The organism is Paraburkholderia sp. BR10882 (assembly GCF_040948855.1).
GTDB classification, from domain to species: domain Bacteria; phylum Pseudomonadota; class Gammaproteobacteria; order Burkholderiales; family Burkholderiaceae; genus Paraburkholderia; species Paraburkholderia nodosa_A.
Genome location: NZ_JBFPKP010000006.1, coordinates 250,127 through 264,716 on the forward strand (window position 1 = coordinate 250,127; position 14,590 = coordinate 264,716).

The 14,590-nt window shown below is 66.1% G+C and carries 13 protein-coding genes; 3 read left to right on the plus strand and 10 right to left on the minus strand.

What is annotated here, in order from left to right:
* Window positions 1–29: 29 nt before the first annotated feature.
* On the minus strand, window positions 30–950 hold the full coding sequence (locus AB3X99_RS18010) for a ferritin-like domain-containing protein (RefSeq protein WP_368617672.1): 921 nt from the start codon (window positions 948–950) through the stop codon (window positions 30–32).
* 188 nt (window positions 951–1,138) lie between these two features.
* On the opposite strand from AB3X99_RS18010, the gene AB3X99_RS18015 reads away from it, so the two are divergent.
* The 3 genes from AB3X99_RS18015 to AB3X99_RS18025 all read left to right on the plus strand — a co-directional run bounded on the left by AB3X99_RS18015 (window position 1,139) and on the right by AB3X99_RS18025 (window position 3,247).
* Complete coding sequence (locus AB3X99_RS18015; RefSeq protein WP_069265541.1) at window positions 1,139–1,663, plus strand: gamma carbonic anhydrase family protein; 525 nt, start codon at window positions 1,139–1,141, stop codon at window positions 1,661–1,663.
* A gap of 66 nt (window positions 1,664–1,729) precedes the next feature.
* On the plus strand, window positions 1,730–2,692 hold the full coding sequence (gene hslO, locus AB3X99_RS18020) for an Hsp33 family molecular chaperone HslO (RefSeq protein ID WP_368617673.1): 963 nt from the start codon (window positions 1,730–1,732) through the stop codon (window positions 2,690–2,692).
* Between the two features lie 195 nt (window positions 2,693–2,887).
* Window positions 2,888–3,247 carry a hypothetical protein gene (locus AB3X99_RS18025; protein ID WP_368617772.1) on the plus strand — a complete coding sequence of 120 codons (360 nt, stop codon included), beginning with the start codon at window positions 2,888–2,890 and terminating at the stop codon, window positions 3,245–3,247.
* Between the two features lie 96 nt (window positions 3,248–3,343).
* Here AB3X99_RS18025 and ftsB read toward each other — a convergent pair whose 3' ends face one another.
* The 9 genes from ftsB to AB3X99_RS18070 form a co-directional block, all read right to left on the minus strand.
* On the minus strand, window positions 3,344–3,766 hold the full coding sequence (ftsB, locus tag AB3X99_RS18030) for a cell division protein FtsB (RefSeq protein ID WP_069265540.1): 423 nt from the start codon (window positions 3,764–3,766) through the stop codon (window positions 3,344–3,346).
* A 101-nt stretch (window positions 3,767–3,867) separates the two neighbouring features.
* Window positions 3,868–5,151, minus strand: coding sequence for a phosphopyruvate hydratase (eno, locus tag AB3X99_RS18035; RefSeq protein ID WP_028216897.1), 1,284 nt, complete (start codon window positions 5,149–5,151; stop codon window positions 3,868–3,870).
* A 279-nt stretch (window positions 5,152–5,430) separates the two neighbouring features.
* A complete protein-coding gene (gene kdsA / locus AB3X99_RS18040; protein WP_069265539.1) occupies window positions 5,431–6,285 on the minus strand; it encodes a 3-deoxy-8-phosphooctulonate synthase in 855 nt (284 codons plus the stop codon).
* Window positions 6,282–7,943 (minus strand): CTP synthase, encoded by a 1,662-nt coding sequence (locus AB3X99_RS18045; RefSeq protein ID WP_069265538.1) that lies wholly within the window; start codon window positions 7,941–7,943, stop codon window positions 6,282–6,284. Before AB3X99_RS18045 ends, kdsA begins: the two co-directional genes overlap by 4 nt.
* Window positions 7,944–8,082: 139 nt before the next feature.
* Window positions 8,083–8,886 (minus strand): alpha/beta fold hydrolase, encoded by an 804-nt coding sequence (locus tag AB3X99_RS18050; RefSeq protein ID WP_069265537.1) that lies wholly within the window; start codon window positions 8,884–8,886, stop codon window positions 8,083–8,085.
* Window positions 8,887–8,957: 71 nt separating this feature from the next.
* Window positions 8,958–11,576, minus strand: coding sequence for a ComEC/Rec2 family competence protein (locus AB3X99_RS18055; RefSeq protein ID WP_368617674.1), 2,619 nt, complete (start codon window positions 11,574–11,576; stop codon window positions 8,958–8,960).
* Window positions 11,577–11,666: 90 nt separating this feature from the next.
* Complete coding sequence (locus AB3X99_RS18060; RefSeq protein ID WP_368617675.1) at window positions 11,667–12,455, minus strand: TatD family hydrolase; 789 nt, start codon at window positions 12,453–12,455, stop codon at window positions 11,667–11,669.
* Between the two features lie 21 nt (window positions 12,456–12,476).
* On the minus strand, window positions 12,477–13,208 hold the full coding sequence (gene lolD, locus AB3X99_RS18065; RefSeq protein ID WP_368617676.1) for a lipoprotein-releasing ABC transporter ATP-binding protein LolD: 732 nt from the start codon (window positions 13,206–13,208) through the stop codon (window positions 12,477–12,479).
* Window positions 13,201–14,454, minus strand: coding sequence for a lipoprotein-releasing ABC transporter permease subunit (locus AB3X99_RS18070; RefSeq protein ID WP_069265533.1), 1,254 nt, complete (start codon window positions 14,452–14,454; stop codon window positions 13,201–13,203). The genes lolD and AB3X99_RS18070 overlap by 8 nt, the downstream gene beginning before the upstream one ends.
* Window positions 14,455–14,590: the final 136 nt, after the last annotated feature.

Below are 14,590 nucleotides of genomic sequence, written 5' to 3' on the forward strand. Positions count from 1 at the left end.
TTATATAGCCGCCGGGCGTTCGCGGTACGTCATTCGCTCGAGTGACGCCCCGCTGACTGCTTCGAGGCGGACTGTGCCGCGGCGTCCTGGGCCGCCAGCGTGTCCAGTTCGGCGTCGTCGAAACCCGCCGAGCGGCGCGCCTCGAAGTTGAACGGACCGCGCATGCGCGGCGCGTGGTACTGCTGCGCGAGCGCGAGCCATGCCGCGTGCGGGTCGAGCGCGCGTGCCTCGCAAAGGTGGCGGAACCAATGGTTGCCGATGCGCACGTGTCCCACTTCGTCGCGCAGGATGATGTCGAGGATAGCGGCCGATTCGTCGTCGCCAGCCTGCTTCAGGCGCGCGCGGATGGGCGGCGAGGCGTCGAGCCCGCGCGCCTCCAGCACACGCGGCACGAGCGCCATGCGCGCGAGCACGTCGGCGCTGGTGCGCTCGCACATCTCCCACAGGCCGTTGTGCGCGGGGAAGTCGCCGTATGCGTGGCCATAGTCGGCGAGCCGCGCACGCAGCAGCGAGAAGTGATACGCCTCTTCCGCCGCGACCCTGAGCCAGTCGGCGTAGAACGCGTCGGGCATGGCGGGGAAGCGCCAGACCGCGTCGAGCGCGAGATTGATCGCGTTGAATTCGATGTGGGCCAGCGCGTGCAGCAGCACGACGCGGCCCTGTGGCGTGCTCATGCTGCGGCGCTGCAGTTCGCGCGGTTCGACGAGCGGCGGCTCGGCCGGGCGGCCAGGCAAGCCGTCCGGCGTCGGGATGACGCGCTGCGGCTCCCAGCGAGGCGCAGCGGCCTGCGCCTGACTCTGCGCGTGCAGCGCGCGCACCGCATCGACCTTGGCGATCGGGTCGCATTCGCGCAGCGCGGCGAGCGCGGCGAGGCGCCAGCAGTCGGGCTCGGCATCGGTTGGTCCTGGGAGATCAGCACTTGCGCTGACGGCGGAAAAAGCGGAATTCATCGGCAGAAGAAACAGGGACCGAAAAGCGGAAATACAAGACGCGGGCGCGGGCGCCCGAAAAGCGCCCCGAGCGGACCGCGCACGCAACCGTTTACAATACGCGATTCACCTGCCTGGCGTCGTCCGCACCCGTTGCGCGTCGCCCGCAGACCGGCAGCAGCCCCGAAAGACATAGGAGACTCAACACCGTGGCCATCTACAAGCTTGGCGAAGCTGCACCGACCATTCACGAAAGCGTGTTCGTCGCGGACAACGCGACCGTCATCGGCAAGGTCGAACTGGCCGAAGACGCGAGCGTCTGGTTCGGCGCGACGCTGCGCGGCGACAACGAGCCGATCACCGTCGGCGCGCGCAGCAACGTTCAGGAAGGCGCGGTGCTCCACACGGACCCCGGCTACCCGCTCACGCTCGAAGCGAACGTGACCGTGGGCCATCAGGCCATGCTGCACGGCTGCACCGTGAAGGAAGGCGCACTGATCGGCATTCAGGCCGTGGTCTTGAATGGCGCGGTGATCGGCCGCAACTGTCTGGTTGGCGCGGGTGCGGTGGTCACCGAAGGCAAGGTGTTCCCCGACAACTCGCTGATTCTCGGCGCGCCGGCCAAAGTCGTGCGTGAGCTGACCGAGGCCGACATTGCCGGCCTCAAGCGCAACGCGGATGTCTACGCGCAGCGCCGCGAATATTTCAAGGCGCAGCTCGTGCGCATCGGCTGAGAGCGACAAGCTCTTGCCGTGTGCGGCGCGGGCCGCGCCGCCCCGATTGAAACGAAGGAAAAGATTGTGAACGACCAGTTGCAAAAATTCATGTTCAGCGCCGCGCCGGTACGCGGCGAGATCGTCTCGCTGAACAACACGTGGCAGGAAGTGCTCAAGCGCCGCCAGTATCCGACGCCCGTGCGCACCGTGCTCGGCGAGATGATGGCAGCGTGCGCGCTGCTCTCGGCGAATCTCAAGTTCGACGGCACGCTGATCATGCAGATCTTCGGCGACGGCCCCGTGAAGATGCTGGTCGTACAGTGCGGCTCGGATCTGACGATGCGCGCGACCGCGCGCCTCGGCGAAGACTTCATGGGCGAAAATGCCCTGCCGCTCGGCGAAGAACTCACGTTCGCCGACCTCGTGAATCCGGACGGCCAGGGCCGCTGCGTGATCACGCTCGACCCCGCGAAAAAGCAGCCGGGCCAGCAGCCCTACCAGGGCATCGTGCCGCTGAATGGCGAAGACGGCCCGCTCAAGTCCATTGCCGCCGTGCTCGAGCATTACATGCATCACTCGGAACAGCTCGACTCGCGCCTTTGGCTCGCCGCCAACGACGACCGTGCAGTCGGCATGCTGCTCCAGAAGCTGCCGGGCGACGGCGGGATCGTGCCGCACCAGGGCGAGCACGACCTCGATACGTGGGAGCGCGTCTGCACGCTCGGCGGCACGCTCACGCGCGACGAAATGCTCAAGGAAGACGGCGAGACATTGTTCCGCCGCCTCTTCTGGCAGGAGAACGTGCGTCACTTCGAGCCGCTGGCGCCGCGCTTCCAGTGTTCGTGCTCGCGCGAGAAAGTGGGCGCGATGCTCAAGATGCTGGGCCGCGAGGAAGTCGACGGCGTGATCGAGGAACGCGGTCATGTCGAGATTCATTGCGACTACTGCAATCAGCGCTATGAGTTCGACCCTGTGGATGTCGCGCAACTTTTTGCCGTGACTGGGCTCTCAGAAAGCGTGAGCCCCGCTGCGGAGCGTCGCCACTAAGGCAAACGGGTGCAAACTGCGGCGCAACGCGTGTTGCGTCGCCGCCCTGCGTAGCGGCACATGACAGGCGCGGGGACCGGATCGAAATGCGGACCTGCCCTCATCTCAAGTTACTTAGGCGTCCGACAGATGGAGAGAAGCATGATCAAGAACAAACGCTTCGTACGTCCCATCGTATCTCCGTTACGCGAGCGCATGCCGCGCGTGAGCGCGTTGTTCTTACTCACGACGCTCGGCGCGGCCGTTGCGTCGACGAGCGGCTGCATGATGGACCCGCCGGGCCCGTCGCCGATCTACAGCCGGCTGCCCCCGGCGCAGTCGGGCATCCCGGCCGCCGCGCCCGTGCTCACGCCCGACGAGAAAGCGCGCTACGACGCGATCGACCGTCAGGCGCTCGCCGAACAGGACAACGCCATGGCCGCGGAAGCTGCCGCACAAGCCTGGTCGCGCGCGTACGCGCCGCCGGTCACCGTCTACGGCAGCTATTACGGCGGCGGTTGGGGGCACGGCTGGGGTACGGGGATTGGCTACGGCTATCCGGGCTGGGGCTGGTAATCGCGGGCTTCGCGACGTGAACGCTCAGAACGAAAAAAGGCGCGGCTCAATGCCGCGCCTTTTGCTTGTCTTATCTGCTCATCGCAAGCGAACCGCTCAACCCGCCTTCTTCGCTTCCTTCCCATGCCCGTGCTTCTTCTCGGGCACACGCGAAACGGGGTTCGGCACCACCCTCACCGGCGCCGCCGACATCTCGCCGCGCGTCGAGGTGTTCGACGAACCGCTCGGCGTAACCGGCGGCGACTGGTTCGGCGAGACGAACTGCACGAACACCTCGCTGTCCTTCACCATGCCCATCTCATAGCGAGCACGCTCCTCGACGGCAGCCGTGCCGTTCTGCAGATCCTGCACTTCGCCCGCAATGCGTTCGTTGCGCAGTTTCTCGTCGTCGTTCTGCTTTTGCTGCTGCGCGAGTTGCTGCTGCAGTTCGTGGACACGCAGCCAACCACCATGGCCCCACCAGAGCGGATACTGGATCAGCACGAGCAGGATGATCAGAACGACAGTGACAAGCCGCATGAAAGGTGCCGGATAAATACACGCCGCCCTGCGCTATACGCAGGGCGGCGGAGAGAGATGACGAAGGGTGACAGCAAGGCTGCTGCCGGCGCTGGGTCCGCTCAGCGGAGGTTATAGAACGCCGACTTGCCCGGGTAGCTGGCGATATCACCGAGATCTTCCTCGATGCGCAGCAGCTGGTTGTACTTCGAGATGCGGTCGCTGCGCGAGAGCGAACCGGTCTTGATCTGACCCGCGTTCAGGCCCACGGCGATGTCGGCGATCGTCGAGTCTTCGGTTTCGCCCGAACGGTGCGAGATCACGGCCGTGTAGCCGGCGCGCTTGGCCATTTCGATTGCCGCGAAGGTTTCCGTCAGCGTGCCGATCTGGTTGATCTTGATGAGGATCGAGTTGGCGATGCCCTTCTCGATGCCTTCCTTCAGGATGCGCGTGTTGGTCACGAACAGGTCGTCGCCCACGAGTTGGACCTTCTTGCCGAGCTTGTCGGTCAGGAGCTTCCAGCCGGCCCAGTCGGACTCGTGCATGCCGTCTTCGATCGAGACGATCGGGAACTTGTCGGCGAGCGTCGCGAGGTAGTCGGCGAATTCGGCCGACGACAGTTGCAGGCCTTCGCCCGCGAGCTGGTACTTGCCGTCGTGGTAGAACTCGCTCGCTGCGCAGTCGAGCGCGAGCAGGACGTCTTCACCGGCGCGGTAGCCGGCCTTCTCGATGGCTTGCAGGATGGTCGAAAGGCACTCGTCGTTGCTGCCGAAGTTCGGTGCGAAGCCACCTTCGTCGCCCACTGCCGTGCTCATGCCGCGATCCGAGAGGATCTTCTTGAGCGCGTGGAACACTTCCGCGCCGCAACGCAGCGCTTCGCGGAAGGTCGGCTGGCTCACCGGCACGATCATGAATTCCTGGATGTCGAGGCTGTTGTTCGCGTGCGCGCCGCCGTTGACGATGTTCATCATCGGGACCGGCAGTTGCATTGCGCCCGAGCCGCCGAAGTAGCGGTACAGCGGCAGGCCGGCTTCCTCAGCGGCGGCCTTCGCGACGGCCATCGACACGGCCAGCATGGCGTTCGCGCCGAGGCGCGACTTGTTGTCGGTGCCGTCGAGCTCGAGCAGGGTCTTGTCGAGGAAGGCTTGTTCCGACGCGTCGAGGCCCATGATCGCCTCGGAGATTTCGGTGTTGATGTGCTCGACGGCCTTCAGCACGCCCTTGCCGTTGTAGCGGCCGGCTTCGCCGTCGCGCAGTTCGATCGCTTCGCGCGAGCCCGTGGATGCGCCCGACGGCACTGCCGCGCGGCCCATCGTGCCCGATTCGAGCAGCACGTCGCATTCGACGGTGGGATTGCCGCGCGAATCCAGAATCTCGCGACCGATGATATCTACGATTGCACTCATGGTTTCCTCAGGAAATGACAGTAATTCTTGCGCGAGCTGCGCCGCCTGCTGCATCGCCCCGCGAGGCACAGTTTCCATGCTCGTTCGGGGGCACACCGTCACATGGGACAGGCTGCGCGCTCGCCAGGTTCAACTTGCCGCAGCGCAACGCTCACGTTCCCGTGACGGATGCGCTGCCACGCTGCCTTGTACATCGAGCGCGGTGCGGTGCGCCGCGCTGCTCCTCCATCGCGCCGCTCATGCAATCGAAGCGGCGCGCCGTACTACGTAGTTTCCAGCTCAGCTGAAGTCGTTCTCGAGGAACGGCGTGCGCTTGACCGCCTGGTCGAGCGTCACGAGGGTTTCGAGCAGGTCGGCCATGCGGTTCAGCGGCACGGCGTTCGGGCCGTCGGACTTCGCCTGCGCGGGGTTCGGGTGCGTCTCCATGAAGAGACCCGCCACGCCCGTGGCCACGGCCGCGCGAGCGAGCACCGGCACGAATTCGCGCTGCCCACCCGAGCTCGTGCCCTGCCCGCCCGGCAGCTGCACCGAGTGGGTCACGTCCATCACGACCGGCGCACCCGTCTCGCGCATGATAGCGAGCGAGCGCATGTCCGAGACGAGGTTGTTGTAACCGAACGAAACACCGCGCTCGCACGCGAAGAAGCGGTCTTCGGAAAGACCCGCCTCACGCGCGGCTTCGCGAGCCTTGTCGATCACGTTCTTCATGTCGTGCGGCGCGAGGAACTGGCCTTTCTTGATGTTCACAGGCTTGCCCGAGCGCGCGCACGCGTGGATGAAGTCGGTCTGGCGGCACAGGAACGCGGGCGTTTGCAGCACGTCCACGACCGAAGCCACGGGTCCGATCTCTTCTTCGGTGTGCACATCGGTCAGCACCGGCAAGCCGAGCTGACGCTTCACTTCGGAAAGGATGCGCAGGCCCTCGTCCATCCCGAGGCCGCGAAACGACTTGCCGCTCGAACGATTGGCCTTGTCGTAAGACGACTTGTAGATGAACGGAATGCCGAGCTTCGACGTGATTTCCTTCAGGCGCCCTGCCGTGTCGATCGTCATCTGTTCGGACTCGACGACACAGGTGCCTGCGATCAGGAAGAACGGCTTATCGAGGCCTACCTCGAAACCGCACAGATTCATGCTTTCTCCTCGGCGCGCGCCTCGTGGTGCGCGACTGCCGCTTCGACATACGCCTTGAAGAGCGGATGGCCGTCACGCGGCGTGGACGTGAATTCCGGGTGGAACTGGACGCCGACGAACCACGGGTGCATGTCGCGCGGCAGTTCCATCATTTCCGGCAGGTCTTCAGTCGGCGTACGGGCGCTGATGATAAGGCCGCCGGCTTCGAGCTTGGGCACGTAGCCGTTATTGACTTCATAACGGTGACGGTGACGCTCGTTCACGTCCTTGCCGTAGATTTCTGCCGCGAGCGTGCCGGGCTTGATCGGGCAACGCTGCGAACCGAGGCGCATCGTGCCGCCGAGGTCCGAGTCTTCGGTGCGCTTCTCGACCTTGCCTTCGCGATCGGCCCATTCGGTGATGAGCGCGACGACGCGGTCGGGCGTGTCCGGATCGAATTCCGTGCTGTTCGCGTGCTTCAGGCCCACCACGTCGCGCGCGAATTCGATGACGGCGAGCTGCATGCCGAGGCAGATGCCGAGGTACGGCACCTTCGCTTCGCGGGCGTACTGGATGGCCTTGATCTTGCCTTCGGTGCCGCGACGGCCGAAGCCGCCCGGCACGAGGATCGCGTCGAGATGCTTGAGGCTCTCGACACCTTCTTCGTCGATCTGCTCGGAGTCGATGTACTCGATGTTCACCTTCGCCGAGGTCTTGATCGACGCGTGGCGCAGCGCTTCGATGAGCGACTTGTACGACTCGGTCAGGTCGACGTACTTGCCGACCATGCCGATCGTGACTTCGTGCTTCGGATGCTCGAGCTTTTCGACCATTTCCGCCCAGATCGACAGATCGGCGGGCTTGGCGGAGAGCTTCAGTTCGTCGCAGACGATCGAGTCGAGGCCCTGGTCGTGCAGCATCTGCGGGATCTTGTAGATGCTGTCGGCGTCCCACACCGAGATCACGGCGTCTTCGGGTACGTTCGAGAACATCGAGATCTTCGAGCGCTCGTCGTCCGGAATGCGGCGGTCGGCGCGGCACAGCAGCACGTTCGGATAGATACCGATTTCGCGCAGCTTCTGCACGCTGTGCTGCGTGGGCTTGGTCTTGAGCTCACCCGCCGTGGCGATGAACGGCACCAGCGTGAGGTGCACGAAGCACGCGCTATTGCGGCCAAGGCGCAGGCTCATCTGGCGCGCGGCCTCGAGGAACGGCAGCGACTCGATGTCGCCCACCGTGCCGCCCACTTCGACGATCGCGACATCCGGCTCGCCGCACGTCGCCGATGCGGCGCCGCGTTCGATGAATGCCTGGATTTCGTTCGTGATGTGCGGAATGACCTGCACGGTCTTGCCCAGATAGTCGCCGCGGCGTTCCTTGCGGATCACCGATTCGTAGATCTGGCCAGTGGTGAAGTTGTTGGCCTTGCGCATCTTCGTGGTAATGAAGCGCTCATAGTGGCCAAGGTCGAGGTCGGTTTCCGCTCCGTCTTCCGTCACGAACACTTCGCCGTGCTGAAACGGGCTCATCGTGCCGGGGTCGACGTTGATGTAGGGATCGAGCTTGAGGAGGGTGACTTTCAGACCGCGCGATTCGAGGATCGCGGCGAGGGAGGCGGCGGCAATACCCTTGCCAAGGGAGGAAACTACGCCGCCGGTGACGAAAACATATTTGGTCATCGCTGGATGCTCGCGGGAAAAACGGATTATACCTGAAAGCAAGGGCTAACCCTGAATTTTGAGCGAGCGGAAACGATGCGCGACACGTAGCCCCACGCTCTACCCTGCCCTGCGAGCAACCGCGCTGAAAACCGGCCGCTCAGGCTCCGTTTTCCATGGCGTAAAGCATGCGCTGTACCGCGCGCGCGGTCTCGATCGGACGCTCCATCGGATACAGATGACTGCCCTCGATCCACTCGAAGCGCTCGCCGGCGATGCGCCGTGTTGCCGCAAGCCCGACCTGGCGCACTTCACGCGACTGCGTGCCCGCGACGAAGCTCACCGGCACGGGCGAGCCGTGCACGAGCCTCGGGCCTAAGGTGTGAGGCAGCGTGCGGTAAATCATGTACTCGGTCTGGCGGTCGAAGGCGAGCGTGCGACCGCCGTCGACCGAGGTCTGAGGAATGCCGAAGTCGACATAGTCGGAAAGCACGCGCTCGTCCCAGCGCGCGAATGCCGCCTTCGAATGGAAATGCCGCCAGGCCTCGTCGCGGCTCGCCCAGTTCGTGCGGCGCGTGCGCGTGGCGACGGCAGGCGACAGGCGCTCGTCGAGCCCGGTCCACTGCGAGACCCGCAACATGCTGCTGCGCCAGCCCGCGATCACCGGCGAATCGAGCATCACGACGCCCTTGACCCATTGCGGCTTTTTCAGCGCGGCCATCAGCGAGAGATAGCCGCCGAGCGAATGGCCGACGAGCCACACGGGCTCCTCGTAGGTGCGGCCGATGTCGTCGAGCAGTTGCTCGACGAGATGCGGCCAGTCGCGGGTGACGGGAAAGCGCGCGTCGTGCCCGATGCGCTCGATGTAGCGCAACTCGTAGTTGTCGCCCAGTTCGGCGAAGAACGTGCGATACGTCGAGGCCGGAAAGCCGTTCGCGTGCGAGAAATGGATGACGTTTTTCAAAGGCGGCGTGTCTCTCTATTTTGTTGATCTCTCTCGTCATTCGCGCTTTCGTTCACCCTGCTATCGGCGCGTCAGTCCTGCGTCGGCGGGTCCATCCAGTAGCGCCGCTGCGTGTCGCGAAAGCGCTCGACGGCAAGTGCGCCGGGCCGCGCCTCGACGCGCGCGGCGCCGTCCGCGTCGCTGCGCGCGAGCACGATGTCGCGGGCCGCGTAGCGCGCGTAGACGCCCGGATGCGGGTGATGAAAGCGGTTCAGATAGCCTACCTGAAATATCGCGACGAGCGGCCAGACAGAATCGAGGAACGGTTCAGTCGACGAGGAGCGGCTGCCGTGATGCGGCACGACCAGCACCTGGGCGCGCAGCCGCTCGGGGTCGCGCGCGACCAGCGTGCGCTCGACGCCCGCTTCGATGTCGGCGGCGATCAGCGCAGAGACCGGACCGTCTTGTGCCTCGGGCGCAACGCTTGCCGCCGTCGTCACCCGCAGGACGCAGCAATGCGCATTGGGTTTGCCCGCGAGCGGCCCGGGGTCGGGCCAGAGCACCTCGAAGTCGACGCCGTCCCACCGCCAGCGCTGGCCGGCGGCGCACCGCACGGTCTGCGCGCCCCTTGTGCGTGCGCTCGCCCACAGCGGATGCGCGGGCAGGATGCCCGCCACAAATGCCTCGACGTCGACACCGTCGAACACGGCTTGCGCGCCGCCCGAATGATCGGAGTCGTCGTGGCTGATCATCAGCGCATCGAGGCGCCCTATGCCATGCGCCTGCAGATACGGCACGACAATGCGCTCGCCCGCCTGCGTCGACTCGGGGCCCGGGCCCGCGTCGAACAGCAGGCGATGCCGGGCCGTCTCGACCAGCACCGAGGTGCCTTGGCCGATGTCGAGCGCCGTGAGCCGGAAAGCGCCCGGCGGCGGCCCCGTGGGCGCAGGCACCAGTAACGGCAGCCATGTGAACGGTGCGATCCAGCGCATTGGCCAACCGCGTGGCGCAAGCCACCAGACGACGCCCACTGCAGCGCACGCGAGCGGCCACGCTCCGGGTTGCGGCAGCCGTAAAACCGCCCACGGCAGGCCCTCCAGCGCGCTCAGCGCCACAACCAGCCAGTCGAGGCAGGTATGCGCCGCGCGCAGCGCGAGGGCGTCGACCGGCGCGGGCATCGCGGCGCTCGCGATCACGAGCGGCGCGACGAGCATGCTCACCCAGGGAATCGCAAAGGCATTGGCCAGTGGGCCGATGAGCGGTATTTGCGCGAACCAGTACGCAGTGAGGGGCGCGAGCGCCAGGGTCACGGCCCACTGCACGCGGGCGCTATCGCCAAGGCGTGACGCAAGACGTCGCATCGCCCCACGCCAGTCATCAGGCGGAAGCGCCATGGCGGCAAGACGTCGAACCGCGCCTGCACGCACAGCAGGCCCTGCGAATGGATCGGTTCGGTCATGCAGCGGATCGGCGGCGTCCGCGGCAGCATTCTGCGGCGCGTCCCTGTGCAAGCGTGGCACGCCGCTCGCCGCAAAGAGGATCGCCGCGACCGCGCAAAACGAAAGCCAGAAGCCTGCGGCCGTCACCGCCCACGGATCGCGCAGCAGCACGAGCCCGAGCGCCCACGCCAGCACGTGCGAGCGCGCGACCTCGCGCCCGGCGAACAGCGCGAGCGCAACGACCGCCAGCATCCAGAGCGCGCGCTGCACCGGCACATTGAAGCCGGCGAGCGCGGCGTAGACTCCTGCCGCGAGCAGCGCTCCCGCCACCGCAACCTTTTGCGCCGGCACGATGAGTGGCGCATCGACGCCGCGCCAGCGCGCGCGCCGCCACAGTGCGCCCGCGACCCACCCGGCGAGCCCCGCGACGAACGCGAGATGCAGCCCGGAGATCGCCACCAGGTGGCTCGTGCCCGTATTGCGCATGAGCCGCCTGTCCGCGTCGCTGACCGCGTCCTGTGCGCCGGTGGCGAGCGCAATGACGATGCCGCGATGCGGCGCGTCGCCGAGCACTGCGTCGATGCGCGCACGCAGCGCGGCGCGCGCCCGCTCGATGCGCACGCCTACGCCGGTGGCGTCGACGGGCAGACGCACCACATGCCCGGGATCGCTCACGTACCCGGTGGCGCGAACGCCGCGCGCGAGCAGCGCGGCCTGCGTGTCGCGCAGGCGGAAGTTGCCGTTGCCGTGCGGGCGTTTGAGCCGCACGGCAAGGCGCCAGCGTGCGCCGGGCACGAGCGGCGGCAGCGGCGCCTCGCGCGCCACCCACGATAGTTGAATCAAATGCGGCAGCGCCGTGGCAGCCTTGTGCGTTTCCCAGGATTCGACACGAAAGAGGAAGCTTGCGCCGTTCGCTCCGTAGGAAGGCAAGCTGGAGATATAGCCGCTGATGGCGATGTTGCGCGCCTCCCAGGCAGCGGGAAGCGCCTCAGCAAGCCGTGTTTCTGCACGCCACGCCGCATAGCCAAAGCCCGCGCATGCGGCCGCAAACCACACCGCCGCCCAGCCGCTGACCATGCGCCAGCGTCGCCCGCAAGACAGCCCGACATGAGATTCATCCACCGGTGGCGCGCCGCCCAACGCCCATGCCGCCCACGTGGCCCCGAGCCCGGTTGCCAGAACCAGCGCGACCCACGCCCCCCACCCCGGCAACGCCGCCTGTCGCTGCAAGACAATCACGCCCAGCGCAAACCCGCACCACATCGCCCGCATCCCGCCTCCTCGCAACGAGGGGGCTGAATGCACAAACCGCGTCAGTCGCGCCGCGCAAAATGCACGCTGTGCACGCCACCCTGGAAACGATTATGCAGACGAAAGTGCGAGCCGCGGCAGCGCAGCCGCCGCGTTAGCCGTCGTGCCAAGGGCGAGTTCGTCGGGACTCAAGCCCCGCAAGCCTGCGAGCACGGCGCCGATGCGAGGCACCTGGTCAGGCGTGTTGCGCGCGCGATAAAGCCAAGCGGGCGAGATGTCCGGCGCATCGGTTTCCATGACGATGGCCTCGAGCGGCAGTTGCTGCGCGAGTCTGCGGATCTGCAGCGCGCGCTCGAACGTCACATTGCCGCCGAAGCCCAGATGCATCCCTTGATCGATGAACGCACGCGCCTGCTGGAAGCTGCCGTTGAACGCATGCGCGATGCCGCTTTTCACGCCGTTGCGGCGCAGCCCCTTGAGCACCTGGTCCTGCGACTTGCGCACATGGCAGATCGCCGGCAAGCCGAACTCGCGCGCAAGGCGCAACTGGGCATCGTAGAAGTGCTGTTGCCGGGCCTCGTCGAGGCCCGGCACGAAGTAATCGAGCCCGATCTCGCCGATGCCGACGAAGCGCGGATCATCGAGACTCGCCTCGATCTCGCGGCGCAGCACTTCAAGGTCTTCGTCATGCGCCTGCGGCGTATAGAGCGGATGAATGCCGAGCGCGTAGACGGCGCCCTCGGTGCGGTACGCGAGCGCGCGCACCACGTCGAAGTTCTCGCGCGCCACCGCCGGGATCACGATGCGCGACACACCCGCCGCGCGCGCCGCCGACGCGACCGCGTCGCGGTCCGCGTCGAACTCGGCGGCATCGAGATGGCAGTGCGTGTCGATCCACATGGCGCTCGCTCGCGGGAAGGCTCAGACCGGTACGACCGGTTCCTCGTGCAGCATGCCGTCGCGCAGGCGCACGATGCGGTCGCAGCGCGCCGCGAGGTCGGGATCATGCGTGACGATCACGAAACTCGTATCGAACTGGTCGGAGAGTTCGAGCATCAGATTGAAGACGTTATCCGCTGTCGCGCCGTCGAGGTTGCCCGTGGGCTCGTCGGCGAGCACGCATGCGGGCTTCGTCACGAGCGCACGCGCAATGGCCACGCGCTGGCGCTCGCCGCCCGACAGTTCGCCCGGCCGGTTGCGCGCGCGATGCGAGAGGCCCACGCGATCGAGGATCTGCATCGCCTCGGCACGCGCGTCTTCCTGCGTCATGCGGCGAATACGCAACGGCATCGCCACGTTGTCGAGCGCCGAAAACTCCGGCAGCAGATGGTGGAACTGATAGACGAAGCCCAGCGTCCGATTGCGCAGTTCGTTGCGCTCGCGCTCTGACAGCTCGGTGAACGGCTTGCCGAGCACCGAGACCTTGCCCGCGCCCGGCTCGTCGAGTCCGCCGAGCACGTGCAGCAGCGTGCTCTTGCCCGAGCCCGACGCGCCCACCACAGCGAGCTTCTCGCCGCGCTTCACTTTCAGATCGGTGTCGTGCAGCACCTGCACAGCAAGCTGGCCCTGGCCAAACACCTTCGAGACACCGTGCGCTTCGAGCACGTACGGATAATCGCCAGCCGCGGCGATCAGCGATTGACGGTCATTCATAGCGCAGCGCCTCCGCGGGACGAACCTTGGCCGCGCGCCAGCTCGGATAGAGCGTGGCGAGCGCGGACAGCACGAAGGCGATCACGCCGATGCGGATCACGTCGGAAGCCACGAGTTCGGAAGGCAGCTCGCTGATGAAATAAACCGAAGGCGGCAGGAACTGAATGCCGAGCAGATGCTCGATCGCCGGCACGCTCCATGGAATGCTCCACGCGATCAGGCAGCCGAGCGCAATGCCGATGGCCGTGCCCACGAAGCCGATCGTCACGCCCTGCACGACGAAGATCTTCATGATCGAGCCCGGCTGCGCGCCGAGCGTGCGCAGGATCGCGATATCGGCCTGCTTGTTGGTGACGGTCATGACGAGAGACGAAACGAGGTTGAACGCCGCGACCGCGATGATGAGCGTGAGAATGATGAACATCATGCGTTTTTCGATCTGCACGGCCGAGAACCAGGTCTTGTTCTGCTGCGTCCAGTCGCGGATATAGAGGTCGCCCGAGAGCGTATGCACGAGCTGGCGCGCCACCGCCGGCGCGCGCTGCATGTCCTTCAAGCGCAGACGCACGCCGCTTGGCGCGCCTAAGCGATAAAGCACTTCGGCGTCGCGGATGTTGGTGAGTGCGAGCGTGCTGTCGTACTCGTAATGGCCCGACTCGAATACGCCCATCACCGTGAACTGCTTCAAGCGCGGCAGCATGCCGGCCGGCGTGATCGAACCCTCGGGCGCGACCAGCGTGACCTTGTCGCCCACCGTCACGCCCAGGTTCACAGCGAGATCGGCGCCGAGCACGATGCCGAAGCTGCCGGGCGTGAGGTCGTTCAGGCTGCCCGCCTTCATTTCCCGGCCGATGTCCGAAACCTGCGGCTCCTCGGAAGGTTCGATGCCGCGCAGCGCAACGCCGTTCACGCTGTCGCCGCGCGTGAGCAGCGCCTGGGCGTCCACGTAAGGCGCCGCGCCAATGACTTCAGGATTGGTCTTCGCTTCTTTCGCGGTGAGCTGCCAGTCGGGCATCGTGCCCGTCGGCGAAAAAATCTCGATGTGCGCAAGCACGGAAAGCATGCGGTCGCGCACGTCGCGCTGGAAGCCGTTCATCACCGAAAGCACGACGATCAGCGCCGCGACGCCGAGCGCGATGCCCGACATCGATATGAGCGCGATGAACGAGATGAACCCGTTGCCGGTCGTGCGTTTGCCGGCGCGGGTGTAGCGCCAGCCTATCTGCCATTCGTAGGGAAGTTTCAAGCGAATCCTTTTGCGTCTTCGTTGCGCTCCGGCGCCGTATCGACCCTGGGGCCAGTGCGCCGGACGGCCGGAGAATATCGTGCCGGGTTGGGCGGCGATCAACCGCGAAGTTTGCCACACTGGCGGCGGGTCACGG

Bases quoted from the DNA above. Each gene is read 5' to 3' on its own strand.
- AB3X99_RS18010 (WP_368617672.1), bottom strand. From the start codon at position 950: ATGAATTCCGCTTTTTCCGCCGTCAGCGCAAGTGCTGATCTCCCAGGA.
- AB3X99_RS18025 (WP_368617772.1), top strand. From the start codon at position 2,888: ATGCCGCGCGTGAGCGCGTTGTTCTTACTCACGACGCTCGGCGCGGCC.
- ftsB (WP_069265540.1), bottom strand. From the start codon at position 3,766: ATGCGGCTTGTCACTGTCGTTCTGATCATCCTGCTCGTGCTGATCCAG.
- eno (WP_028216897.1), bottom strand. From the start codon at position 5,151: ATGAGTGCAATCGTAGATATCATCGGTCGCGAGATTCTGGATTCGCGC.
- kdsA (WP_069265539.1), bottom strand. From the start codon at position 6,285: ATGAATCTGTGCGGTTTCGAGGTAGGCCTCGATAAGCCGTTCTTCCTG.
- AB3X99_RS18045 (WP_069265538.1), bottom strand. From the start codon at position 7,943: ATGACCAAATATGTTTTCGTCACCGGCGGCGTAGTTTCCTCCCTTGGC.
- AB3X99_RS18055 (WP_368617674.1), bottom strand. From the start codon at position 11,576: ATGCGGGCGATGTGGTGCGGGTTTGCGCTGGGCGTGATTGTCTTGCAG.
- AB3X99_RS18060 (WP_368617675.1), bottom strand. From the start codon at position 12,455: ATGTGGATCGACACGCACTGCCATCTCGATGCCGCCGAGTTCGACGCG.
- lolD (WP_368617676.1), bottom strand. From the start codon at position 13,208: ATGAATGACCGTCAATCGCTGATCGCCGCGGCTGGCGATTATCCGTAC.